25 protein-coding genes are annotated in these 25,047 nt (G+C 31.1%); 4 read left to right on the top strand and 21 right to left on the bottom strand.

The window, feature by feature from the left end:
* Positions 1 to 148: 148 nt before the first annotated feature.
* From SA378_RS00365 to SA378_RS00340, 6 genes are all read right to left on the bottom strand, one after another.
* Positions 149 to 859, bottom strand: a complete 711-nt coding sequence (locus SA378_RS00365) for an ABC transporter ATP-binding protein (protein ID WP_318524014.1) — start codon at positions 857 to 859, stop codon at positions 149 to 151.
* Complete coding sequence (locus SA378_RS00360) at positions 846 to 1,604, bottom strand: ABC transporter ATP-binding protein (protein ID WP_318524011.1); 759 nt, start codon at positions 1,602 to 1,604, stop codon at positions 846 to 848. Before SA378_RS00360 ends, SA378_RS00365 begins: the two co-directional genes overlap by 14 nt.
* Entirely contained in the window at positions 1,582 to 2,505 is a 924-nt protein-coding gene (locus tag SA378_RS00355) for a branched-chain amino acid ABC transporter permease (RefSeq protein ID WP_318524010.1), read from the bottom strand. The genes SA378_RS00360 and SA378_RS00355 overlap by 23 nt, the downstream gene beginning before the upstream one ends.
* A 12-nt stretch (positions 2,506 to 2,517) precedes the next feature.
* Positions 2,518 to 3,393: a branched-chain amino acid ABC transporter permease gene (locus SA378_RS00350; protein WP_318524009.1), complete on the bottom strand. Its 876-nt coding sequence runs from the start codon at positions 3,391 to 3,393 to the stop codon at positions 2,518 to 2,520.
* A 53-nt stretch (positions 3,394 to 3,446) separates the two neighbouring features.
* Positions 3,447 to 4,673 (bottom strand): ABC transporter substrate-binding protein, encoded by a 1,227-nt coding sequence (locus tag SA378_RS00345; protein WP_318524008.1) that lies wholly within the window; start codon positions 4,671 to 4,673, stop codon positions 3,447 to 3,449.
* 198 nt (positions 4,674 to 4,871) lie between these two features.
* On the bottom strand, positions 4,872 to 5,792 hold the full coding sequence (locus SA378_RS00340; RefSeq protein ID WP_318524007.1) for a DegV family protein: 921 nt from the start codon (positions 5,790 to 5,792) through the stop codon (positions 4,872 to 4,874).
* Between the two features lie 282 nt (positions 5,793 to 6,074).
* On the opposite strand from SA378_RS00340, the gene SA378_RS00335 reads away from it, so the two are divergent.
* The gene (locus SA378_RS00335; RefSeq protein WP_318524006.1) at positions 6,075 to 6,641 is read left to right on the top strand and encodes an N-acetylmuramoyl-L-alanine amidase; all 567 of its coding nucleotides are present in this window, start codon (positions 6,075 to 6,077) and stop codon (positions 6,639 to 6,641) included.
* A 114-nt stretch (positions 6,642 to 6,755) separates the two neighbouring features.
* Here the strand turns inward: SA378_RS00335 and SA378_RS00330 are convergent, their stop codons facing one another.
* Positions 6,756 to 7,679 carry an AEC family transporter gene (locus tag SA378_RS00330; protein WP_318524005.1) on the bottom strand — a complete coding sequence of 308 codons (924 nt, stop codon included), beginning with the start codon at positions 7,677 to 7,679 and terminating at the stop codon, positions 6,756 to 6,758.
* Positions 7,680 to 7,834: 155 nt separating this feature from the next.
* Positions 7,835 to 8,641, bottom strand: coding sequence for an MBL fold metallo-hydrolase (locus SA378_RS00325; protein ID WP_318524004.1), 807 nt, complete (start codon positions 8,639 to 8,641; stop codon positions 7,835 to 7,837).
* 246 nt (positions 8,642 to 8,887) lie between these two features.
* Between SA378_RS00325 and SA378_RS00320 the strand changes: the two genes are divergently transcribed.
* On the top strand, positions 8,888 to 9,058 hold the full coding sequence (locus SA378_RS00320; protein ID WP_318524003.1) for a hypothetical protein: 171 nt from the start codon (positions 8,888 to 8,890) through the stop codon (positions 9,056 to 9,058).
* Between the two features lie 103 nt (positions 9,059 to 9,161).
* On the opposite strand, the gene SA378_RS00315 is transcribed toward SA378_RS00320, so the two are convergent.
* The 5 genes from SA378_RS00315 to SA378_RS00295 form a co-directional block, all read right to left on the bottom strand.
* Positions 9,162 to 10,040 (bottom strand): NYN domain-containing protein, encoded by an 879-nt coding sequence (locus SA378_RS00315; RefSeq protein WP_318524002.1) that lies wholly within the window; start codon positions 10,038 to 10,040, stop codon positions 9,162 to 9,164.
* A gap of 148 nt (positions 10,041 to 10,188) precedes the next feature.
* On the bottom strand, positions 10,189 to 10,884 hold the full coding sequence (locus SA378_RS00310) for a PrsW family glutamic-type intramembrane protease (protein ID WP_318524001.1): 696 nt from the start codon (positions 10,882 to 10,884) through the stop codon (positions 10,189 to 10,191).
* Between the two features lie 95 nt (positions 10,885 to 10,979).
* Positions 10,980 to 11,888: a DarT ssDNA thymidine ADP-ribosyltransferase family protein gene (locus SA378_RS00305; protein WP_318524000.1), complete on the bottom strand. Its 909-nt coding sequence runs from the start codon at positions 11,886 to 11,888 to the stop codon at positions 10,980 to 10,982.
* Between the two features lie 151 nt (positions 11,889 to 12,039).
* Positions 12,040 to 13,008 carry a bifunctional enoyl-CoA hydratase/phosphate acetyltransferase gene (locus SA378_RS00300; RefSeq protein WP_318524013.1) on the bottom strand — a complete coding sequence of 323 codons (969 nt, stop codon included), beginning with the start codon at positions 13,006 to 13,008 and terminating at the stop codon, positions 12,040 to 12,042.
* A 63-nt stretch (positions 13,009 to 13,071) separates the two neighbouring features.
* A complete protein-coding gene (locus SA378_RS00295; RefSeq protein ID WP_318523999.1) occupies positions 13,072 to 13,371 on the bottom strand; it encodes a hypothetical protein in 300 nt (99 codons plus the stop codon).
* A gap of 170 nt (positions 13,372 to 13,541) precedes the next feature.
* Here SA378_RS00295 and trxA point away from each other — a divergent pair, with 170 nt between their 5' ends.
* Entirely contained in the window at positions 13,542 to 13,850 is a 309-nt protein-coding gene (gene trxA, locus SA378_RS00290) for a thioredoxin (protein ID WP_318523998.1), read from the top strand.
* A 77-nt stretch (positions 13,851 to 13,927) separates the two neighbouring features.
* Here the strand turns inward: trxA and SA378_RS00285 are convergent, their stop codons facing one another.
* The 3 genes from SA378_RS00285 to SA378_RS00275 all read right to left on the bottom strand — a co-directional run bounded on the left by SA378_RS00285 (position 13,928) and on the right by SA378_RS00275 (position 17,452).
* A complete protein-coding gene (locus SA378_RS00285) occupies positions 13,928 to 14,506 on the bottom strand; it encodes an ECF transporter S component (protein WP_318523997.1) in 579 nt (192 codons plus the stop codon).
* A 96-nt stretch (positions 14,507 to 14,602) separates the two neighbouring features.
* Positions 14,603 to 15,829, bottom strand: coding sequence for a DUF401 family protein (locus tag SA378_RS00280; protein WP_318523996.1), 1,227 nt, complete (start codon positions 15,827 to 15,829; stop codon positions 14,603 to 14,605).
* 21 nt (positions 15,830 to 15,850) lie between these two features.
* Positions 15,851 to 17,452: a M20/M25/M40 family metallo-hydrolase gene (locus tag SA378_RS00275; protein WP_318523995.1), complete on the bottom strand. Its 1,602-nt coding sequence runs from the start codon at positions 17,450 to 17,452 to the stop codon at positions 15,851 to 15,853.
* A 207-nt stretch (positions 17,453 to 17,659) separates the two neighbouring features.
* Between SA378_RS00275 and SA378_RS00270 the strand changes: the two genes are divergently transcribed.
* Positions 17,660 to 18,316, top strand: a complete 657-nt coding sequence (locus tag SA378_RS00270) for a TraX family protein (RefSeq protein WP_318523994.1) — start codon at positions 17,660 to 17,662, stop codon at positions 18,314 to 18,316.
* 61 nt (positions 18,317 to 18,377) lie between these two features.
* On the opposite strand, the gene SA378_RS00265 is transcribed toward SA378_RS00270, so the two are convergent.
* The 5 genes from SA378_RS00265 to SA378_RS00245 all read right to left on the bottom strand — a co-directional run bounded on the left by SA378_RS00265 (position 18,378) and on the right by SA378_RS00245 (position 24,911).
* A complete protein-coding gene (locus SA378_RS00265) occupies positions 18,378 to 20,015 on the bottom strand; it encodes a bifunctional diguanylate cyclase/phosphodiesterase (RefSeq protein WP_318523993.1) in 1,638 nt (545 codons plus the stop codon).
* 286 nt (positions 20,016 to 20,301) lie between these two features.
* Entirely contained in the window at positions 20,302 to 21,765 is a 1,464-nt protein-coding gene (locus SA378_RS00260; protein ID WP_318523992.1) for an ATP-binding protein, read from the bottom strand.
* Positions 21,755 to 22,450: a response regulator transcription factor gene (locus tag SA378_RS00255; protein WP_318523991.1), complete on the bottom strand. Its 696-nt coding sequence runs from the start codon at positions 22,448 to 22,450 to the stop codon at positions 21,755 to 21,757. Before SA378_RS00255 ends, SA378_RS00260 begins: the two co-directional genes overlap by 11 nt.
* Before the next feature lie 178 nt (positions 22,451 to 22,628).
* Positions 22,629 to 23,303, bottom strand: a complete 675-nt coding sequence (locus SA378_RS00250; protein WP_318523990.1) for a Crp/Fnr family transcriptional regulator — start codon at positions 23,301 to 23,303, stop codon at positions 22,629 to 22,631.
* A 213-nt stretch (positions 23,304 to 23,516) separates the two neighbouring features.
* Entirely contained in the window at positions 23,517 to 24,911 is a 1,395-nt protein-coding gene (locus tag SA378_RS00245) for a sodium:alanine symporter family protein (RefSeq protein ID WP_318523989.1), read from the bottom strand.
* Between the last annotated feature and the right edge of the window lie 136 nt (positions 24,912 to 25,047).

Below are 25,047 nucleotides of genomic sequence, written 5' to 3'. Positions count from 1 at the left end.
GCTGATAAATTTTTAGTTATCTTTTACCAAACTATATTATAAATTATACGTTATGTGATTATACCATGTAATCAACATGATGTTAATAATTTATATAAATAAAACAAAAACGCCATATATTCTACAGCGTCATTGTTGTTTGTTAAAATTAACTGCCTAAATATGCCTTTTGCACAACATCATTTTCTCTGAGATTTATAGCTGTATCCTCAAGAACAACATTTCCAGAATCTAAAACATAGCCTCTATTTGCTATTTTTAATACTTTATTGGCATTTTGTTCTACTATAAGAATAGTAATTCCAGATTCGTTAAGTTCCTTAATTATTTTAAAGCATGTATTTACCATAATAGGCATCAATCCCATTGAAATTTCATCGATAAGCAACAATCTTGGTTCTAATACCAATGCCCTTCCTATTGCAAGCATCTGTTGTTCTCCGCCGCTCATTGTTTTTGCTAACTGATTTTTTCTTTCAGCCAGTCTGGGAAATAGCTCATATGTCTTTTCAATATTTCTTATGACTGCATTTTTATCTTTAACCTTATAACAGCCCATTTTCAAATTTTCTTCAACAGTTAAATTTCCAAATACTCTTCTGCCTTCCGGTATATATCCGATTCCTAAACCAGCCCTCTCCCATGCCGAGATTTTAGTAATATCTTTGCCTTCAAACATTATTTTCCCGGATTTGATATCCTTCAGTCCCATTATTGCCTTAATTAATGTGGTTTTTCCTGCACCATTTGCTCCAATTACACTTACCAGCTCACCTTTATTCACATTAATAGATACTTTTTTTATAACTTCCATCTGACCGTAAAATATTTCTACGTCAATTAAATTAAGCAATATCATCATCCTCCCCTAAATATGCTTCAATAACTTGAGGATTATTCTGAATTTCTTTTGGTAAACCTTCTGCAATTTTCTGCCCAAAATTCAATACTACAATTCTGTCACAAACCTTCATTGAAATTGGAAGATTATGCTCAATAAGCACTATTGTTTTTCCTTCTGACTTTAATTGCATAATTAACTCTATTACTTCATTTATAGCAAAATTGCTTAGTCCTGCACATGGTTCATCAAGCATAATCAACAATGGATTTATCGCCAATGCTCTTGCTATTTCAAGCCTTCTTAAATATCCTAGACTTACTTCTCCAGCTTTTTTATCTTTAAACTCAATGAGTCCGGTTCTTTTAAGTATTTCTATTGCTTTTTCCACTGTTTCCTTGTTATGACTTTTTCTAAATAAAGATTTGAATCCGGTATATTCGTTTATACCTAATGCAGCTACTACATTATCCAATATTGATATATCCTTAAGTGGTTTAGAAATTTGAAAAGTCCTGGCTACTCCCTTACCTGCAATTTCGAAAGGTTCTTTCCCTTGTATTTCTTTTCCATTTAACAATATCTTTCCTTCAGTTGGTTTATGTACACCGCAAACAACATTAAACAAAGTGGTTTTTCCTGCACCGTTTGGACCAATTATACCAAGAGTTTCTTTTTCATGTACATCAAGATCTAATCCGTCAATTGCCTTTAATCCTCCAAAGTACATTTTCAGTCCATTAACCTTCAACATTTCCTGCATCTGCTTCACCACCCTTTTTTTCATTTTTTCCAAATACATTTAAGAATATCTTATTAATACTTTTCATTATAATACTATTTTCACCAAGTAACCCCTGAGGCTGAAATCTCATCATTACAACCAGCAGTGCTCCGTAAACAATCATTCTGTAATCTGCAAAAAATCTAAAAAGCTCTGGTGCAACTCCCAATAATATTGCACCCAATATAGGCCCTCTTATTGTTCCTATACCTCCAATAACAACCATTGACAATATACTTATTGATACAACAAAAGCAAAATCACTAGAATAAATAAAGCTCATATAATGGGCATACACTGCTCCTGTCATTCCGGCAATAGCTGTTCCAAGCGTAAAAGTAAGAACTTTATATTTGTTTACATTAATACCAAATGATGATGCTGCCATTTCATCATTTCTTATACTCGCTAAAGCCAACCCAAACCATGATTTATTCATCTTACTAATAAAAAGACATGTCAATACTATTAAAATCATAACAAGTATTAAATATTCAGACGGACCCATTTTAGCACCAAATAAAGTTGCCTTTTCTACAGTCATACCCAATGAAGCTCCAAATATTGGAGAGTATTGGAAAATTGCCACTACTACAAAGTTGATACCTATAGAAGTTATTGCAAGAAAATCATCTTTTAATCTAATACTAATAAAACCAAGTATTGCACCTATAATTCCAGTAATAATAAATGTAATGGGCAGTGAAATCCAAAAATTAACACCCAAAGTACTTGTCATTAAAGCTGAAGCATATGCTCCAATTCCAAAAAAGGCAGCATGTCCTAAAGCTGATTGACCGGCATATCCCGTAATAATATTAAGACTTAAAGCCAAAATGGCAAATATACCAACATTAACAGCAACTACTACAAAATACATACAAGCCACCTCCTATATAGTACTTTTTTTACTAATTAATCCTGATGGTTTAACAAGTATTACTGCAATTAATACTATAAATGCAATGGCATCTCTTGGCATAATAGAACCAATATATGCAGCAACAAAAGTTTCTGTTATTCCAATCAGCAATCCTGCAACCACTGTGCCAAACGGATTACCTAATCCGCCTAATACAATTATAGCCAACATTTTATATGAAGGAGTATCACCCATTGTAGGAAATACTGAATTGTAAAGCATCCCTACCATAATGCCTGCAGCTGCTGCAAAACCGTAACCAAGTACATAACTTAATGCCATTGACATATTAGTATTAACCCCCATAGCCTTAGCAATTTCAGAGTCTTCTGCTGTAGCTCTCCATGCAAGCCCCAACTTTGTTTTATTTAATACGAACCAAAGTATGCCAAACAATACAACAGTCAATATAATAATAAATATCCATTCCGGATTAATTAATAAACTTCCAATCTTTATTACACCAATATTAAATTCAACACCAAACTCTATCATATTTGGTCCTGCTATTAATCTTAATAAATCTCCAGTTAAGGTAAATAGGCCTACGCTTGTAATGAGAGGAACAATTGGTATAATATTTGGTTTACTGATTATAGGATGATAAATATACTTTTCAACAGCTACTCCTATTAATCCAGTAAGCAGCATAGACAATAAAAATGCCAGAAGAAGATTATTCGTAATGCTGTATATGTACCAGCCTAAATAAGCACCAACCGCATAGGCTGATGCATTAGCAATATCTAATATATGTAATATCCCATATATCAAAGTTGCTCCCATTGCAGTAAGGGCATATACACTTCCAATCATTATCCCATTTATTAATTGCTGCAAAAACATTCTGTTTACCCCTTTCTAATAGTTAAAGAGGGGATACAATCCCCTCAGTTAATTTATTTTTGTACAGGTGTAATTATTTCTATATCTTTAACTTCACCATAATAATGAAATTCTCCGTCTTTTACTGTTTGAACTTGCACAGGTTTTATAGCTTCCCTTGAAGGAGCATATTCTATTAGAGTTCCTGTTACAGTTTCAAAATTCTGCAGACTATTTATGGCTTCTTTCATAGCAACTGGATCCGTACCTACATCAGCTATTACTTTGAACAAAACTTCGAATGAATCATAAACAGATGCACCTACCATATCAGGTACAATGCCATAAGTCTCTGTATATGTTTTTATATAATCCTGTGTAGCTTCATTTTCAGAATCTCTGTTCATATTAGTTGTAAGTATTACACCTTCAGCATCCTCACCAGCTATTTCTAAGAACTGAAATGAATCTATGCCTTCAGTTCCAAGTATTGGAACATCCAAACCCAAATTTTTTGCCTGTCTTACAAATTCAGCGCCTTGTGCATAGTAATTAGCCATATAGACTAAATCTGGCTTTACTTCTTCTTTAAGTTTTGTTATTACAGGTGCAAACTCTTTATCTGCCATAGCAAATTTATCTAATGATACGACCTCTGTACCATTTGCAGTTGCATATGTTGTAAATGATTCAGCCAATTCTTTACCAAAATCTATATCTACTGCTATTATTGAAACCTTTTTTGCTCCAAGCATTTCAATAGCAACCTTAGCACCAGCTTTACCTTGTACCTGTCCTGCAAAAGACTGAGAGAATACGAAATCACCAGATTTAGTTACATCCGGGTGTACTGCGTATCCAGAAAGCATTGGTATTCCTGCTTCTTGAAATATAGGAGCCGCTACTCTTGTAGGTCCGCTGTAGCTTCCGCTTACAACAGCGACAACGTTATCCTTAGTTGTAAGCTTCTGAGCAATATTAACTGCCTGTTTTGTATCCAATGCATCGTCATACTTAACTAGTTCAACTAAACGACCATTTACGCCACCTTGTTCATTAATAAGTTTAACAGCAAGTTCTGCAGAATTTGTAGTACTCAAACCATCTGCAGCAGCAGGTCCGGTTACTGGAGCAAAAAAACCTATACGAATTGGTTCCTTGTTTTCTTCTGTTGGAGCACTTTCACTAGGATTACTCTCAGCTGGTGCACTGCTTTCAGCTTGAGGCTGGCATGCAATTAAAGAAAAAAGCATAATTATTGATATTGCAGCAGATAAAATAATTTTAAATTTCTTGTTCATTATTACCCTCCTAGAATTTTTTTATAGCTTTACCTTTAAATTATATAAAAATTGTATAAAAATTGCAACATTAAATGTCCACTTTTTGAAAAATTATACAAAATTTGTTATCGAAATTTGTAAGATTTATAAAAAAAAACGCCATAGATAGATTAAAAACTACAGCGCCTTTACTGATTTTATTATAGCCAGTCCTTATTATTTTATGTGATGCATAATGATTTCTTTAACATGATGAATAAAGTCTTCGTGAGGTTTTTCAACAAAAAACATGGATAGTCCGCCAAGTCCAACATGAGTTCCGACCGCCACTCCCATTTGCATAATATATATATCCCCTTTGAATTCTGTTTCACTCTGTAATTTTATCTTAAGATTTTCAGCCCTGTGAATATCTGATGTATATCCGATAATTACAAAATTTGTTTGTTCATAATCAACATGTTTTATAAACTCTTCTATATAATAATTAAGCACTTGCTTATGTCCACGCTTTTTAGCAACTACCACACCTTTAGTGTTTTTCATCGACATAATGGGTTTAATGTTTAGCGCTTTTCCAATAATTGCACCTGGACCGCTAATTCTTCCGCTTCGAATCAGATTTTCCAAATCATCTACTGATAGAAAATGTTTAATTCGATATTTTACAGCTTCACAATAATGTATCAATTGGTCCAGCGAATAACCACCCTTTAGAAGCATAGCACATTTTACAATTAGCCATCCACTGCCGTGACTCATGGATACCGAATCTATTACTTCAAAACGAATTTTAGATTCTGGATATCTCGTGTGATATAAGCTTTGGGCTAACATTGCAGATTGATATGATCCACTTGTACCACTTGACATGCATATACAAAGCACCTCACTAAAACCTTTTTCTTCTGCTTCATTAACGCACGTAATGAATGAATCTGGGCTTGGCATAGATGTTGTGGGAGGATTTTTATAGGTTTCTAGTTTATTGTAAAAATCATCCGTCTGAATATCCAATCGATCTCTAAATTCTTGCCCATCAATGTTTACCACCAATGGTACTATACTAATGTCATATTGTTCAACGATTTCCTGAGACAAATCACATGTTGAATCCGCTATTATTTTTATTTTCATTGAGTTCTCCTTAATACATTTTTATCAATAATAATTCATGCTATTCTCTGATTCAAAATGTCTGTAATTTCCTAATACGCCTTAATTTAAGCCTTTAAAAATATTTATTTTAATTTTTCGAATTTTTATGATTATATTATAATACACAAATAATAATAATTCTATTACTATTTCAAACATCTGTTAAGAAATTGAACATTTATATAAGTTCCATCATATAATAAATAAAAGTTACAGGTGTTAGCTTGCTAACTTTCATTAAATAATGCGAAAGGAGTTTATATGGCTATTAAGATATTTATAGATCAAGGTCACAACCCGGTAAATCCCAATGCTGGTGCCGAAGCGTTTGGATTTAGAGAACAGGATATTAATTACGAAGTGGGTGTAAGACTGGCAGCTCTTCTAAACAATAATCCTAATTTTGAAGCAAGGCTTTCCAGAAATTCTCCTACAGAACAGTTGGGCGTAAGTACTACCACAAGTCTTCAAACAAGAGTCAGAATGGCAAATGAATGGGGTGCTGATTTTTTTATTAGTCTCCACTGCAATGCCAGCAGTAATCCGAATGTTAGCGGAAGCGAAGGTTATGTGTATAGTTTGAATACTCCTGCTTATGATATGGCCACCAGGATTTTAGAAGGCCTTTATTATTTGACTCAGTTGCCTAACAGAGGAGTTTTTGCAAGAACTAATTTATATGTATTGAGAGCAACAAATATGCCATCCGTACTTGTAGAAATGGGATACATGACTAATCCCAAAGACATCCGTTTGCTCACTACCGATCCGGAGAGTTTTGCCAAAGGCATATATTACGGAATACTATTTTACTATGATTTATCATAAAATTGCTTAGTTGCTTAGTGCTTAGGGGACGGTCCTTTTTTGTTTAGCTCAAAAAGGACCGTCCCCACTGAGTCGGACCGTCCCCACTGAGTCCCCACTGAGTCCCCACTGAAATTATATAACGTAATACAACCAAAAGAAAAATGGTATTGTGATTAGTGAAAGCAAATGCGTTATAACAACTATCTTAGACCCAAGCTCAATGTCTCCGCCATATTTTTGAGCAAGTATTGGCATTAATACTGCAACCGGCAATGCTGCATAAATCACAAAAATTTGCTCAATCATTTGATCAAAATTTAAAAATTTCATTATTATAATCATAATTATTGGCGAAGCAATTAATCTGAAAAATGTTGCAAAATATGCTTGCTTATTGATAAATGAATCCTTTACACCAATAGTTGCAATTTTACTTCCAATTATAATCATAGACAAAACAGTTGTGACGTCGGTTAACAAATCTAATAAATTAGTTGCAAACAAAGGCAATGGCAACTGAGTAAAGTATAAAATCAAGCCAACATACACACCAATCATACCTGGATTCAAAAACATAAATTTGAATCTGTTTTTTATCTTTTTCTTACCTAATAGCAATGATACTCCATAAGTCCACATAAATACTATGTTTGGAGTATGAAACATTGTTGCATAAAACATTCCTTGTGAGCCATATAGTTGATATGCAAGAGGAAATCCCATAAAACCACCGTTCATTAAAGCAACAGAATACTTAATCATTTTTTTCTTTTCAATATCCTCAGTTTTTACAGATGCAATATTCCCTAGAAATACCATTGCAATATCAAAAATTATAGCTATGGCGAGCAAAATTGCTCCTGTTTTTATCTGGTCAAATGAAAAGTCTATATTCATTGCGTTTATTACCATTGCAGGTGTTGTAATATTTACTAATATGTATGTAAGAGAACCTTCCCCAGCGTCATTTAAAATTCCCTTATTTCTTAAATAATACCCCATAACCATTATAATAGCCATCAATAATATACTGTTTATTAACGTCCCTAGAATCATAAAATACTCCTCCCCAGATGTAAAAATCCATATCAGAATATCATGAAATAAATTATGTTACAAGCAAAATATTTTCCTTTTTCATTTGATACGAATCTAGACAATCTATAGGGACGGTCCTTTTTTGTTCAACCCAAAAAGGACCGTCCCCGGTGTTACCAGTTTATTTCTAAACCAACTCCAACCTCTTTCAAAGGCAATACTTTGTGTATTTCGGCTCTTACAGCAAACGAAGTACAGTGACAAGGATATAACTCCGTTATTTTATTCTGCTTTAAATATTCAATAGTTTTTTTAACCTGTTCATTTACTTCAAATAAATGAAATCCCCCTATTACACCTAAAACTCTGTTGCTATTGCACACCTCTTTTGCATATTCTATTATATTGCAAATTCCGCTGTGAGAACATCCTGTTATAATATAAATTCCATCTTCGTTTTTATAAACCAGAGCGGTGTCGTCCAACACATAATCATCAGTCTGTATTCCTCCAACAATTTGCTTGCCTATACGCTTTCTTGTTTCAAAATCCGTTGTTTGCGGTATTTCGCCTAAAAAAGTTATATTTTTGCTCACTTTTACAGGCTTCTTTGAAAGAATCAAATTGCACTTTTTAACTAATTCTTCCTCCAAAAAAGGAGAACAAATTTTTAAATTGTCAAATGTTTTTTCTTTAAACGCGTCCGGATGACCAATGACAGAAATATTATGATTATATGTTCCTTCAAAATAGTATTTTAATCCGCCTGTATGATCATCATGTCCGTGTGAAATTACAATTGTATCAATATTTTTTAAATCAACTCCCAAAGAACATGCGTTCCTAAGAAACAAATCAGAATACCCAACATCTAACAGCAGCTTAATGTCTTCATCCTCTATATAGTATGAAACCGCTGGCTCTCCCCAATAATATTGATCAATATACGTATTGTTATCAACTAAAACTTTTAATTTCAAATTATCCTCCTCCTAATCCATAATTAATTCATTATATAAAATTTAAAAAATTACTATACGTTCAACATCAGTTTTATTTTACTAATTGTATCAACTTTTTGATAAAACTGCAATAAATAAACTTTCAAAATTTGGAACTTAAGGCATCATCTGCTTCAGAATTATAATTATTAATTAAGCAGATTGAATTAAGAAATAGGAATATAAAAATGTATTCTGTAAAAACTATTGCTGAGGTGATTATAAATGAAAATGACAAAGATGGCAAAGTCTTTAACTCCAGGTAAAGTAATGGTTGGACTTGGTGTAACTGCAGCAACCGCAGCAATGTTTGCAATGACTCCAGCAATAAAAAACATGGCTAATAATATGAAATCCAATAATAATAAAGTTGATGAAAATCCTGACAACTTCTAGATGCACTAAATTTTACAAAAAATAATTAAGGTAAAAAATAAAACCTGTATTAAATATCAGGTTTTATTTTTTTATCTTCTGTTAGCATAATTGCATGGTTGATTTATTTTTCTACTTTTGGTTTTTTCTTATATATTCTTTTTTTAGGCTTTTGAACTGCTTTTTCTACAATCTCTTGTTCTGTTAAATTATTCTTTAACGAAACCCACAATGATGTTCCTTCATCTCCCTTTGTATGCATTTCAAGAAAATCAAATTTCTTTAAAAATCTCGAAAGTTTTGTATCTCCGTAATTTCTTACATCAAAATCAGGATATCTCTTCACTAAACGACTTCCCAATTCACCAATATTCATGCTTTGTTCTTCATCATCATTTTCATTAACCATCTTAATAATTGCCATTTTAATAGTGTTCAAATCAGTCATAGCTTTTGAGTTATCATTTTTAGATAACTTAGTGTTTTTATCTTCTGTTCCCATACCACTTTCAGTTTTGTTTTGATTATTTTTTACTTGAATGGAATCAGCAGCTATTTTATTTTCAGATTCAGCCAAAACATCTAAATATTTAAACTGATTGCATGACGCTATAAATGGCTTTGGGGTTTTCTTTTCGCCCATTCCAACAACAAACATGCCTGATTCACGAAGTCTTGATGATAATTTTGTAAAATCGCTGTCACTGGAAACAATACAAAATCCATCTACATTTCCTGAATACAATATATCCATTGCATCAATTATCATTGCCGAATCTGTTGCATTTTTCCCAACTGTATATCCATATTGCTGAATTGGCGTAACAGAATTCTCAAGCAACACATCTTTCCATGATGAAGTATTAGGTTTCGTCCAGTCTCCATATATTCTTTTGTATGTTGCTTCACCATAATTAGTTATTTCGTCTAAAATATATTTTATGTATTTTGCTGATACATTATCTGCATCAATTAAAACAGCAAATCGTTTTTCTTGAACCATAATAATTTCCTCTCTGTAATTCTGTTATATACATAATACAACATTTTGTATAATATTTCAACTTTAGCTAATGATGTATTATTTGTGGAGTCATGTATCAAAATTGATAAAATTTTAATTGTCACTCTTATTTAGTATCACTTTAAAGTTATAACAAATCATCGTTTCTGTGTTTCGAATCAGCATAATACATATTTAACTTTTTTAAATTATTTATCCAAAGATAAATAATAAATGGCACTAATAAAACCATGAAAAACTCTATTTGTGACATTAGTATAAAATCAAAAATACCATGTAAGACAGCCGGAACTGTTAAAGATTTTTTAAAATAAAATTGGCTTTCTTCCGGTGTTGATGCAAATTTAGCTAAAGACATATAGTAACCCATGGTTACAGCAAAAAGCATATGAGCAGGAACTGATATAATTGCTCTATAAAAGCCTATAGATTCTACATCTGAAAATCTAAAAACAACATACATTACATTTTCAATTGTTGCAAATCCTAAGGCAGCTATGGCACAGTATATTATGCCATCAAGTTTCTCATTGAATACTAGATTAAAATAAACAGATTTTAATACAACCTGCCTTTTAATATATTCTTCAGTTAATCCTGCAACGATAAACGCAGTAAAACCTATACCAAAAATCCCAGAAAAAATATTAAAAAAAGACAAAATATTTTCTATAAATATGGTTGGTATCACAGAAAAAATTCCCATTACAAATACTTTTAACAACATTCTGATTGGTTCCCTGTCATGTCTGTCAAACAAATAAAAAAACAAAACCAATACTATGCCAGGCGTTATAGCTGTAACAAATAAATTTAAATTCATACTTGCTCCGTTAATATAATTAATTTAAAATAATCTATTTCTTATTTTATTATATCACAGTTAAATAATCAAACAATATTTGTAAAAAAAATTCTTTATCCAATTGTTTCTTCTATGCACAATATGCCATAAAACCAAAATTCAAATTTAAAAGGGCATTTCGGCAAGTTATTTACCTCTACATTGAAATCCGTGCTTGATGACTCCAAAAAATTTACTTGAGCTTTTCGAATTAATTTTCCATTTAAATCAAATATCGCGTATTCATGTTGCACATCGTTTTTAACAGGTAAATTGGAACTGAAGTGCAGTATAAAAGCATCACTGTCTATTAATGGATTGTAAACAATATTGTAATCTTTTATATAGTTTTTTTCATTAAAAAACATATTGGGTTCAACAGTGTATAACTTGTTTTTTCCAAACAAATTACATGCTCTTTTATAGTCAGCATCACACCTGAATATAATGTTATTTAAAAATTTCAATGGCACCGGTTCATCAACAAGAAGTTCTGATCGTCTTTTTCTTTCAAACGACTGCTTTAACGGTCCTTTAAAATTATCCGAACTTGTTTTTTTGTCAAATACGATATCCCAATCTATCAAATAATTAAAAAATTCATAATTTGCTCCATATTTTGCATAACCAGAATCCGCATCACCATCTGTATATATTGCTAAATCCAAATATATAAGTTCATGGCTGAACAGAAGATACACAGGAATAGGCAAATTACTCATTGAATCATACTTGTTTTTTTCAACGTAATAAAATCTGGTGTAATTTTTCACTTCATTAGCTATGTGGATTGCATTTTCATGAATTAAAGCATCTTCAAATTCTATATTATTGGCATAGCATAAGGCCCTGCTGCAAAGGTATCCAATATTTATTATTGAAGTTAAATTCGAAAAATCGGTAAAGTGAAGCAGCCCCCTAAAATTATACTCTTTTTTTAATCGAATTACAGTCTCCCTTATTTGCTCATGATCATCTTTCACTAAAACTCCCCCTAATAATTAGCATTACATCTGTTAATATAATTTATATTAGAAAGGTTTTTATTTATGTAATTAAATTTAAAGGAAAAAACAGAGCAGCTGATTAAACTGCTCTTTCATAGCCATTGCTTATATTTTAAGAATAAATTATTTATATGCTATTCAATTTTTTTGCAGCTGAAGCTGACAATACCAGTGATAAATATTTTTCTTCAGAAGTTGCTCCTCTGGATGTTAATACTATTGGAACTTTTGCTCCCACAATCATTCCTGCCATTTTCCCATGTGCCAGCTCTAAGATTGCTTTGCTCATAATATTGCCTGTTGTAATGTTTGGAGCAATTAATATATCCGCTTCACCTGTCACAGGAGAACTGTAACCTTTTATTTTTGCAGATTCCTTATTCAGTGTCAAATCTACAGATATCGGCCCTTCAACTATGCAGTTTTTAATTTCGCCGGATGCATTCATATTCTTTAAAATATCTGCATCAACTGTTTCCTGCATTTTAGGATTTACAGTTTCAACTGCTGCTAAAACTGCAACTTTTGGACATTCATATCCCATGGACAAGAAAACATCAACAACATTTTCAATTATTTGTTTCTTTTCTTCTGCATTTGGATACATCATCATTCCTCCGTCAGTAATAGACAAAAGTTTATGATAAGCTGGAATTTCTAATATTGCAACGTGAGACATTACCTTGCCTGTCCTAAGACCTTTTTCTTTGTTAACAACAGCTTTTAATAAGTCTGCTGTCTGGAGTTTGCCCTTCATAATAAAGTCAGCTTTACTTTCATTTATTAATTCAACTGCTTTTTCTGCAGCTTCTGTATCGCTGTTTGTATTTATAATATTATCAACATTAAATTCAAGTTGAAGGTGTTTAAGTATTTCTATAATTTTTATTTTGTCCCCTACTAAAACAGGTTCAACTAATTTGTCTTGTCTTGCTCTGAATACAGCTTCTAATGTATGCTCGTCATGGGCTGCAGCAACTACAACTCTTTTTTTAGAGTCATTATTTTGAACTTTAGCAATTAATTCCTGGAAATTTTTTAACTCCATGATATCCTCCTCAAATGTATTAACATTATTATTAGTATTATAACATATTTCTTTTATTCTTTAAATAATTATTATAACGTTTTCAAGAATTAGTTTAAATAAACTAAGATCTTATGAGTCAGAATCAGTACCATGCGAAAAATCAATGATTTCAGATTGAGACATAATAGCTCCTGTTTCACTGAATTCCACAATTTCATCATCTTCCAATCCTTCCCCCGCAGGCATTTCATCAACACCAGGACTTGATGTTTCATTTTCAGCCATTGTATCTATTGTACTTCCATTTTTATTCACAATCCAAAGCCGACTAAAAGGTGATATTTTTCCTTCAGTTAAATTATATTTTTCTATAATATTTTCTTCTATAGGAACTAATCCTTGACTTGTATTTAAAAATAATTCTTTCATACTTTATCTCCATAATTATATTTAACAATAGTATTGCCTGTAATAGCAAAATTCATATATTTTTTTAATTTATTATTTTAAAATTTTTTTAAAGATGTAACTTAATCACTGTTAACATATTTTTTTTTGATAGAATAAGCGCATAATAATAAATCTTAAGGAGAATAATTATGAGTACAATAAAAATAACAAGCGATAACTTCGAACAAGAAGTTTTAAAATCAGACAAAACAGTTTTGTTAGACTTTTGGGCACCATGGTGTGCACCATGTAGAATGGTTGCTCCGGTAATAGATGAAATTGCGGGTGAAGTTACAAATGCAAAATTCGGAAAGATAAATATTGATGAACAGCCAGAACTTGCAACAGCATTTGGAATAATGAGCATTCCAACACTTGCAGTAATGAAAAATGGTAAAATTGTAAACAGCATGGTTGGAGTAAGACCAAAAGCTTCAATCCTTAAAATGTTATCCTAACCTAAATAATTATCACATTTTTTTAATTCAAAAAAGGCAGTTAATGGGAACTGCCTTTTTTGTTGAAACAATAAAGCTTACTTATTAATTTTATTGAAGACACCTGCAGATTTTAATGCCGGACGTATAGTCAATGATAAAGCAAGAGATGCAATAACAGCTATTACAGCATTAACTGAAGATACAATAAATTTAGTACCTGCAACTGCTATTACAGCTTCCCAATTACTGTTTAGCACTACATACTGCAATATTATGGTCTTAGAAATGTACAACACCACATATGTTGCAGCACCTATAATTGCTGCAATAATATTTACTTTTCTATTCTCTCCGTTATACCCCTTCATGTGTGAAATCTTGCCAGCTATAAATCCCATTGCAAATTTCATAATAAAAGTTATCCAAAATTCAGGTGCAAAAGCAGGATCAAACAAATCGAATATCGCAGAACCAAAGCCCGCTGCAAGTCCCCCTATTGTACCTCCAAACAACAAACCACTTAAAATACACATTACATTTCCCAAATGTAGCATAGTCTTCCCAAGAGGTGTTGGAATCTCAATTCTGAAATTAGTAGCTATAAAAACCATCGCTGCCATCAGTCCTATTACTGCTATTTTATAAATTGAATATTTTTTTATATTATCTTTCATATCACAGCCTCCTAATGTATTTGTACTTTCATTATATGATAGACTGATACTCTGTAAATATCCAGTTTTAATATTTTCTATGATGACAGTTTAATTTTATGCAAACAATAATTTAAGTATAAACACAGAAACAAACAACAATAACAACATAATTGGCGCATATAATTTATATTCCTTATAAAGTTCTGACGTAGAAACATTCATTAAATGTATTGTAAATGCTTGGCATAAATGAATAGGTGAAAAAAAATAACCTATGAATGTGCTGACAAATGAAAAATAAATATAAATGTGCATCATTTCTAAAGAAATATCTAGTTGAGAAATCATAGGAAGTATTATAGCTAAAGCTGCTGTCTGATTGCCGGTAATATATCCAAAGAATATTGAAAAAATCAAAAAAATAATGAGAATAGATATCATATTGTTGCTTTCATTAAACATATTGCTAAAAATTAAAAGCAGCCCATCCATCTTTAATATAATTTCTTTCATAAGCAAAACAGTTATAACCATCAAGACAATTTGCCAGTTAAGAGATTTACAAGTTATTCTTAAAAAATCGTTTTTGTCTCCTAGCAAATATACGATAAAAACGCTCGCTATCATTGTAATATAAAAAGGCAGGCCTGTAATTGCATTAATAATTACACAAATATAAATAGGTGATGTATATAATGCAAGCTTATATACATTAATACCAATATTTTTTCTTAATAATAAATTTTCAGATTTTATATTTTTAATATACAATAAATATCCTATGATTAACATTGGAATAACATAAAATAAGTTGAACACAACGAGTCGAGGAATACTTATGTCAGGAATAGTTGCAGAAATTACTAACAAACCTGTTGAATATGGCAATATAAACATAGCTATATGCCTAAATACTAGGTTAATTGCTGCACGCCTTCCGGAAGGTATATTCATTTCCTCACCTATATCATTTATGAAAGGTGCAGACAAAAGCGCTCCACCCGGTATTATTAAAACACCAATAACAGCAGGAATAATTACGAGTATATTTTTTTTATTGCAAATTATATTCATAATAGTTTCAACAATTTTTTCTAAAATTTTATAATATTTCATTAAGCCCCCAAGTATACTTACCATCATAACAGTAAGTATTGTATTGAGAGATGATGATTCAATAAAAACATTTAGAACAGATTCCCTAGCAGCTTCAATTCCAATTCCGGATGTTACAGCTAAACTTCCTGCTGTTATTAAAAGAATATAACTTAACTTTAATTTTGTCTTACTTAAAAGAGGTATAAATGAAAAAGATATAAGTACAGCAAATATTTGAGTCATGATTAACCTTCCTCGTTGTTTTTAAATTATTCTTATCAACAGTCTTATTAAATCCGGAACTGTTTTTTCCACATCTGGCATATATACTCTTTCTGTTATGGTATGATATTCTTTTCCCCAAGGTCCTAACACTATGAAAGGTGCAGATATTTTTTCAATATAATCAAATGGAATTTCATATATTTCCTTTGATGTTACCATATTAGACATTACTTCCTCTTCGATTTTTCTGTCTGTGCAGGAAGTATAGCTGCCATCGCAAATTCCCATAAAATAACTTTCTTTTTCAAGCTTTAAACCATAATTTTCAAAAAGTGCTTTTTCAAAGTAGTCTTCATACAACTCATTGTTATTGTCCAAATAGCTATTATTTGTTGCGGGGTAATAAGGAGGTATGATTCCAATTACTATTACTGGATCTGTAATTTTTGACAGTTCAATTATTTTTTTAACTATTTGAATTCCCGCATCATGAATTGAAATTTCATTATTCATTACCTTGCTGTTAATTTTTTCATACAGTTCATTTTTCATATCAGCATATTCGCTGTTGTTTTTTTCTGCTATTTTTTCTATTTCTTCGAATGTATAGACCAAAGTATTAAAGTATCTTTTGTTATTTCCTTTAAGGCTGTAATGCTCGTTTAAAGTATCATAAGCACTATTGTATCTTTCAATTACTGTTTCCATGGATTTTTTACATATATTTTTAACTTCATCTATTATTTCATAAGGTGTCTTGCTTTTTAAAAATTGATAATTTAAAAATACTGCACTGTATTCCGGTATTGAAACGTCATACGTTTCTTTCATATCTCTTGAATATAACACTGTTGGAGGTGGTGATGTCATTGATTTGTCCGTCGAACACAAATCCGGATTAAGCTCAATGTTAGAAATTATTTGTGACATTATTGCTGTAGAATTTAGTCCTTCCATTACGTCGCTTGAATGTGCAATTTTACCCTTTGCAACTATTAACGGCATTATTTTTCCTACAGTTCCAAGAGATATTTTAAATGTATCATCTTTTTTTCTTCCATGAGGCTCTGTTATTATCATGAGTTTATAATCTAAATCGTATTTTTCTTTTAATTCACACAGAAGCTTTGCTGATTGCCTCATGCCCGCTGACAAATTTTCTTCATCATGGACTGCAACAAACAACACATTTATATCATCGTTAATATTTGAAAAAACAGCATCCATATTGATAGCTATGCCTGCTTTCATATCACATATTCCTCTGCCAAAATACCAATCATTGCTTTGCAAATCTATTTTCACATCTTCCGGAACATTTATTGATTTTAATTTCTCTTTTAATTCATCATGTTTTAAAGCATATTCTTTCAAGATTCCGAAAGACTCTATTTCAACTGCATCATAATGCCCTGTTAAAACAATGGTCTTGTTTGTTTTTCCTTTACGAAAAGCCCAAACTACAGGCCTGTTTAAAAAATCATTATTGAAATATTTCCCGCAAAGTTCAGGATTATTTTTAAAGTATTCCTGTTCTTTAATCATATTAAAAATACATTCCGCCATATCTATTTCTTTATTAGTTCCTGTATCGCTTTGCACAGACACCAGCTTGTACAATATATCTTTTATGCTATCCATTTTTCACCCTCGCTCACATTTTTTCGATATTTAAATTATTATAAAATAACATATGTATCTTTAACTGCATTATACTACAACCGTTTAATCCCTACAATAATATTTCCTCGGAAATGCCAGATACATAATTATAACTATTGCAATTCAAAGAAAATCGATGTTATAATTAACAATAAAATCAATTACTTATTTTTATAGGAGTCTCACATGAATGTATTAATTATAAAGATGATAGCACTTACATCAATGATAATCGATCATTATGGCGCAATTTTTCAAAGCGGTATCGACATTTACAGAATCATTGGCAGACTTGCTTTTCCACTTTATTGTTTCTTGCTTGTTGAAGGATATTTTCATACTAAGGATATAAAAAAATATGCAAAAAGATTATTTATATTTGCAATAATATCAGAAGTACCTTTTGACCTTGCATTTTATAACAAAGTGGGATTTATTCATCAGAATATTTTTTTTACACTGTTTATAGGATTAGCAGCAATATATTTCATAGACAACAAGGAAGGAAAATACAATATTAATAAATATTTAATCATGGCATTTGCAGGTATTTCTTCAATAATTTTATCTGTTGATTACAATATAATTGGAATTATATATATTTTAGCTTTTTATTTTACCAGAAACTATAAAAAGTCAATAAGAATTTCAACAGTAGCTTTGATAATGCTTCTTGCAAATCTGTCATCCCATGTGCTTCAGCAATTTTCTCTTTTAGCCTTACCAATCATATGTTTTTATAATGGCGAACTTGGTCCAAAAAACAAAGTTATTCAAACATTGTTTTATGTCGCTTATCCGCTTCATTTGACTTTATTTTATATTATTAATACATATCATTAAAAAAACATCGTCATAACAACAATGTTTTTCTGTAGCAATAATTACCCTTATCCTGTAATGTTTAGAATTTAATTTGTTTAAAACTATTCATATTATTTTTAAGCAATTCATTTATTTTTTCAACAGGTGACGGCATTCCTAAATAAAATCCTTGTCCTATATGACAATTAATGTTTTTTAAATATTCCAATTGTTCACACGTCTCGATCCCTTCCGCAACAACTCTGAAATCAAAATCATCTGCCAACGCTAAAATACATTTGACAATAGCACTGTCTAAGCTATCACTGGTTACCGTTTTTATGTAACTTCTATCCAGTTTTATAATATCAATTGGTAGTTTTTTTAAATATGTAATCGACGAATAGCCTGTGCCAAAATCATCCATGGCTATTTTTAATCCCTTGCTTTTTAAACTGCTTAAACGTTCAATAGCCAAATCAACATTGGATATTACTGCTGTTTCAGTTATTTCAAATACTATTTTTGAATAATCCACATTAAAATCCGACAAAATCGATTCTATTTGTTTAAAATTGTAATCGCTAATCAATGTTTTGCTCGATAAATTTATTGACAACTGAATATCACTAAACCCTGCATCTTCCCATTTTTCCTTTTGAATTAAAGCATTTTGTATAATTCGCTGATCCAGATTATAAATCTGCCCCGTATCCTCCGCTACCGGTATAAATTCTGCCGGTGAAATAAACCCTTCTGTAGGATGCTTCCATCTTACCAATGCTTCCATACCAACTATTTCTCCGGTAACAAGCTCAATCTGAGGCTGATAGTAAAGTGTAAATTCCTTGTTATCCAGAGCTTTTTGTATTTTATTAGTCATATATATGTGCCAAATAATATCTTCGTGAATATCTTCTTCATACAACAGGCATTTATTTTTACCATCTTTTTTTGCAACATACATGGCAATGTCAGAATTTTTTAAAAGTGTATTTGCATCATTTCCGTCATCAGGGTATATGGCTACTCCAATGCTCATTGATATGAAAAATTCCCTATTGTTTGAACTCCAAGTATTTCCTATACTTTTTACAATATTATCTATTTTAAACAAAAGTTTTTCTTCTGTTTCAAATTCATTTATTAAAATTGCAAATTCATCTCCGCCTAATCTAGCAACAATATTAGGATATTTAATAATTGAATATAATTTATTGCTTATATATTTTAAAAATTCATCACCTACATGATGTCCTAATGTATCATTAATGTATTTGAAATTATCAATGTCTAGATATGCAATGGCAAATTTATTTTTTCCTTTGTTTTTATCTGCATAATCTCTTATTTTATTCACAAACATATCCCTGTTAGGAAGTCCTGTCAGCGAATCATAAAAAGCCATATGTATTAATTCTTTCTCCAATAAAATTTGTTCTTCGTTTGATGCTTTTAATTCTTCATATGCCAGTAAAGCTTCATTCGTAGCATTTTTAATAAGCTTCACCCTTTTGTTTATCAAGAAATACATTAAAATCATTGTTATTAAAACAAAAATCCAACCTTTACAAGACTGAATATGTTTGTATGTTTCAAAATCATTGGCAAATATTTCAAGGATTCTGTCAGAAAACAATATCCATATTAACCCGAATACACCATACTTTATAATAATATTCACGGTTTCGTTTTTATTTATAGAATTTTTATTATTTAATTCTTCATTTTTCATCATGCCATTCTTCAATGTTCATCACATCCATTAATAAGATTTTTAGTAATAACGAATATAAATTTACTTTTTGTTTTATAAAGCAAAGCATTAAAATTCATTATAATAAAATTTTATATTCGTATATTAAATTACCCATAATTTTACTCATTAAACAATTATATGCTTAATTTTAATGAATGTATAGCATTTGTTTTGTATGGAAAAATAGTGATTCTATCTTGAAATTTCAGCATTGTATATATGCCGTATCAAAATAATTCACTTTTTTCTCATTCTAAATAAATAATCAATTTGAAAATTCAAACATAAAACTTGTTCCAACATTTTGTTCACTTACAACTGAAATATTTATATTGTGCCTGCTTGCAATCTGCTGCGCAATTGTAAGTCCAAGACCTGTTCCTGTTTTATTTTCTTCAGATTTCACTCTGTAATAACGATTAAAAATATAAGGCATATCATCCTTAGAAATACCCATTCCTTCATCTTTTACAGTTATTGTATTATTCATTAAACTTAAATATATTGTACTGTTTTCAGGAGAAAATTTGATTGCATTATGAATGACAATCAAAAACATTTGACGAAGCCTCCCGTAATCACCTTTTACTGATAACACATCCTTGTCCTGACTGTAATCAATATTGATATTTTTCTTTCTTGCAATATTTGATGCACTTCTTACTGCATCTTTTATAACATCACATATGTTAAGCTCCTGCATTTCTATTTTAAAGTCAGCATTCTGAAGCCTTGATAATTCAAGCAAATCATTGACCAATCTTTCCAAGCTTTTACTTTCATTAAGCATTTGTTGATAATATTCTTTAACTTGTTCTGTGTCTTTTACAACTCCATCACAAATCGCTTCAAGTGAACCACGAATTACAGTGACTGGCGTTCTTAATTCATGAGAAATATTAGTTATGAAATCCTGACGCTGTTTTTGAAGAATTTCGCTTTCATGACTTGCTTTGTCAAGCCTTTCACTCAATACGTCTATTGTGTTTGCCAATTCTCCTATTTCATCATTTTGATTAATGCCTGTTTTTGCACTATAATCTCCTTCAGCAAGAACAAGTGCAGTATTTTTCATTTTTTTTAACGGATTTGTGAAAGATACCGATAATGCAATGGATAATATAATAGATAAAATAAGGGCAATAAAAATACTTAAAGCTAATATTTTAAAACCATCGTAAACTGCAGCATTCATTCCTTCAACTGGTGAATGAATAAGCAATGCTCCTATTATTTCATTCTTCGATACAATAGGAGTTCCTATTGTCAATGTAGGTGATTCTAAAAAATCACTGAATCCTTCACTAAATGAAGTGTTTCCTTTAAATACATCCTTCACAACGACATCCACATCTTCAGGCAAATCAGAATATATATAATTCATTTTAGACATGGCCCCAATGGTTAAAAGATTTAAATTTTCATCAACAATCCATACATCTGCCATTGCAATATTATCCAGATTTCTTATGTATGAACCTAGACTTTGATTGATGCCTCCCATGCCCATCATTGTGCCCTGCATACCATTTCCGAAACTTAAGCTACCTTCCATAAGTTCTGAAATAGTATCTGCAATTGTCAAAGCCCTATTCTCAAGATCCTTTTTTTGAATTTGAATTGTGCTGTTTTTGAATAGGCCCATGAATATTCCACCAATTATTATAGAAAATATAAGAAGTGTTGCAGAAAAATATACAATGAGTTTTATAGCTATTTTATTTTTCATCTTTTTTTACCTCAAATTTATAGCCTAATCCCCAAATAGTTTTTATTTCCCAATTTTCATGCTCATATTCATCAAGTTTAGATCGAAGCCTCTTTATGTGGGAATCCACTGTCCTGTTATCCCCAAAATAATCATACCCCCATAGACTGTTGAGTAAATTGTCTCTTGTAAAAACCTTGTTCTTATTTGAAACAAGTGTCCAGAGAATTTCAATTTCCTTTTTTGTTAAGGAAACATTTTTATTATCAATTGTAACAATATAATCATTCATATTTATTTTTAAGTTGTCATGCGAGAAAATTTGACTGCTTTTTTTATCGTCAAACATAATTCTTCTCATAATTGCTCTTACTCTTGCCATAACCTCTGCAGGAGAAAATGGCTTAACTATATAATCATCTGCACCGATATCGAGTCCCATTATCCTTTCAAAATCTTCTCCTCTGGCTGTAATCATAATAATAGGCACATTTGATTGCTTTCTGATTTCTCGGCACACCTCAAAACCATCCATTTCCGGCATCATTACATCAAGCAATATAATATCCGGATTATGTTTTTCAAATACTTTCAATGCTTCTTTGCCATTTAGTGCTATTTTAACTTCAAAGCTTTCATTCTTCGCATATTGTTCTAATATGGATGTTATTTGCTTGTTATCATCTGCAATCAGCATCATTGCCATAATATCACCTCATTTATTTGATGAATAATATACCATGATAAAAAATTATTGTGTGACAAAATCATGTTTTTTAAACATTTCATAAAATATTTATTTTAGAAACGATATGTAATCGATAATAATTTAAAAAATAGCCTCAAAATAATATTTATCGACTATTTTTATTCTAACTGCTATATTAAAGAAATTCTTTCAATTTATCTTTGTCAATAATCTGTATTGAACCTCTCGACAGTTTAAGTAATCCCAGCTGTTCAAAATTTTTCAGCATTCGTGAAACCACTTCTCTTGCACTTCCCACATATTTTGCTATTTGTTCATGTGTAAGATTGATTTCAGATGATTTTGTTTTTGACATTTCATCCAATAAAAATGTTGCCAACCTTTTATCAAAACTCATGAATAATATTTGTTCTATCGCCCACATAACATCAGAAAATCTGTCGACTGTATTTTTGTAAGCAAAATTTTCTACATATATATTTTCTTTAGTTAGCCTGCTAAAAGTTGCAATGTTTAGAAGAAGCACGTCAGTTTCACATTCAGCATTAATTAAAACATCAAATGTTATATTGTTTAAAATACATGAAGCAGAAAGAACGCATGAATCTCCTTCCGACAATCTGTAGAGTGTTACTTCACGCCCATCTTCCGACAATATATAAACCCTTAGTTCGCCACTTTGTACAAGCAAAAGTCCAAGACAATCATTATCTGTACTATGAAGATTTTCTCCTTTCTTATAAGTTACTTTAGCTACATTATTTTTAAATAAATCTTTTTCTACAACACTAAGTTTATCCCAGAAACTTAAGTGATCCGTAATATATTTCAATTCCTTAACATTTAACATTGGAATCCTCCAATTACTATTGTATAATTATATTATACGATATTTATAATAAAGTCAATGCTTCCTATTTTGCAAAGGGCAAACAAACTAATCAGATTTAAAATAACCTTTCAATAAATTCACATCAAAAAACCACACATACAGTGTGGCTTTTTGATAATTTAATAATAAACTATTTAATAATAAACTATTTAATAATCACTACATATTCTGTTATTTTGCTTTAACAGCATGCATGCTTTCATCTAACTCAACAATTACATCCTCATTTATCTTGTCTAGATTGTCATCCCACAAATATTCCTTTGTTTCTTTAACAATTACATTAGACAATGCTAACATTGCAATTAAGTTTGGTATTGCCATCAAACCGTTGAACAAGTCTGCTAAATCCCATACAAATGCTAAAGACATTACTGCGCCAAAATATACTGCTATTGTATAAAGAACTCTATATGGTAATATAGCTTTCTTAGAGTGGAATAAATATTCAACACATTTTTCTCCATAATATGACCAACCAAGTATTGTTGAGAATACAAATGTCATCAAACCGATTGTAAGAACGATAGGTCCTACAACAGGGATATTTCCAAAAGCTGCACTTGTTAAATCTCCACCATTAAGTCCTGTGTTCCATACACCTGAATTAACTATTGTAATACCAGTTACAGCACATACGATTACTGTATCCCAGAATGTTCCTGTTGAAGCTACAAGAGCCTGTCTAACTGTATTTCTTGTTTGTGCAGCAGCAGAAACTATTGGTGCACTACCTAAACCTGATTCATTAGAGAATAATCCTCTTGCAACTCCATATCTTGCTGTCATCATAATTGTTGAACCTGCAAATCCACCTACTGCTGCTGTACCTGTAAATGCCTCAGATACTATCAAACCTATTGTAGCCGGAATTGTTTTATATGTCAAAGCTAAAACTATTGCGCATCCTAAAACATAAAATACTGCCATAAAAGGAACAAGTTTATCACATACACCTGCTATTCTTTTAACTCCACCTATGATAACAACACCTGTTAATACTGCTAATACTATACCTGTAACCCATGTAGGTGTTCCAAATTGATTTACCATCATATTTGATATTGAATTTGCCTGAACAGTATTTCCTATACCGAATGCTGCAACACTTCCAAAGAAAGCAAATGCATATGCAAGTGGTTTGTTTTTAAGGCCATACTCTAAAACATACATTGGTCCACCAGCCATTGTGCCATCAGCTGTTTTTACTCTGTATTTAACTGCAAGAAGAGATTCTGAATATTTTGTTGCTATACCGAATACACCTGTCATCCATGTCCAGAAAACAGCTCCAGGTCCTCCTAATGCTATTGCAGTTGCAACTCCAACTATATTTCCAGTTCCGATTGTAGCAGCTAAAGCTGTTGCAAGTGCACCGAACTGACTTACGTCTCCAGTTGCAAAATCATCTTTTGTAACTGATAATTTTATTGCCTTTCCAATGTGTCTTTGAATGAATTTTAGGCGGAATGTTAAATAAAGATGAGTTCCGAATAATAAAATTACTAGCGGCCAGCCCCAAAGCCATCCATCGATAGTTGTTACCAATTTTGCAATACCTTCCATTTCAAATCCTCCTACTTAGTTATTGTTTTCCAAACGCATACAAACGTTTGCAATCATTATTATATTATATTTTTTTTATAAATACAATATGTATTTTTCATTAATTTGTGATATTTATTTCATATTTCGGATGTTT

Source organism: Sedimentibacter sp. (assembly GCF_033447055.1).
In the GTDB taxonomy this organism is placed as follows: domain Bacteria; phylum Bacillota; class Clostridia; order Tissierellales; family Sedimentibacteraceae; genus Sedimentibacter.
The sequence above is the reverse complement of the archived record's forward strand: the minus strand, read 5'-3'. Positions and strand labels throughout refer to the sequence as shown.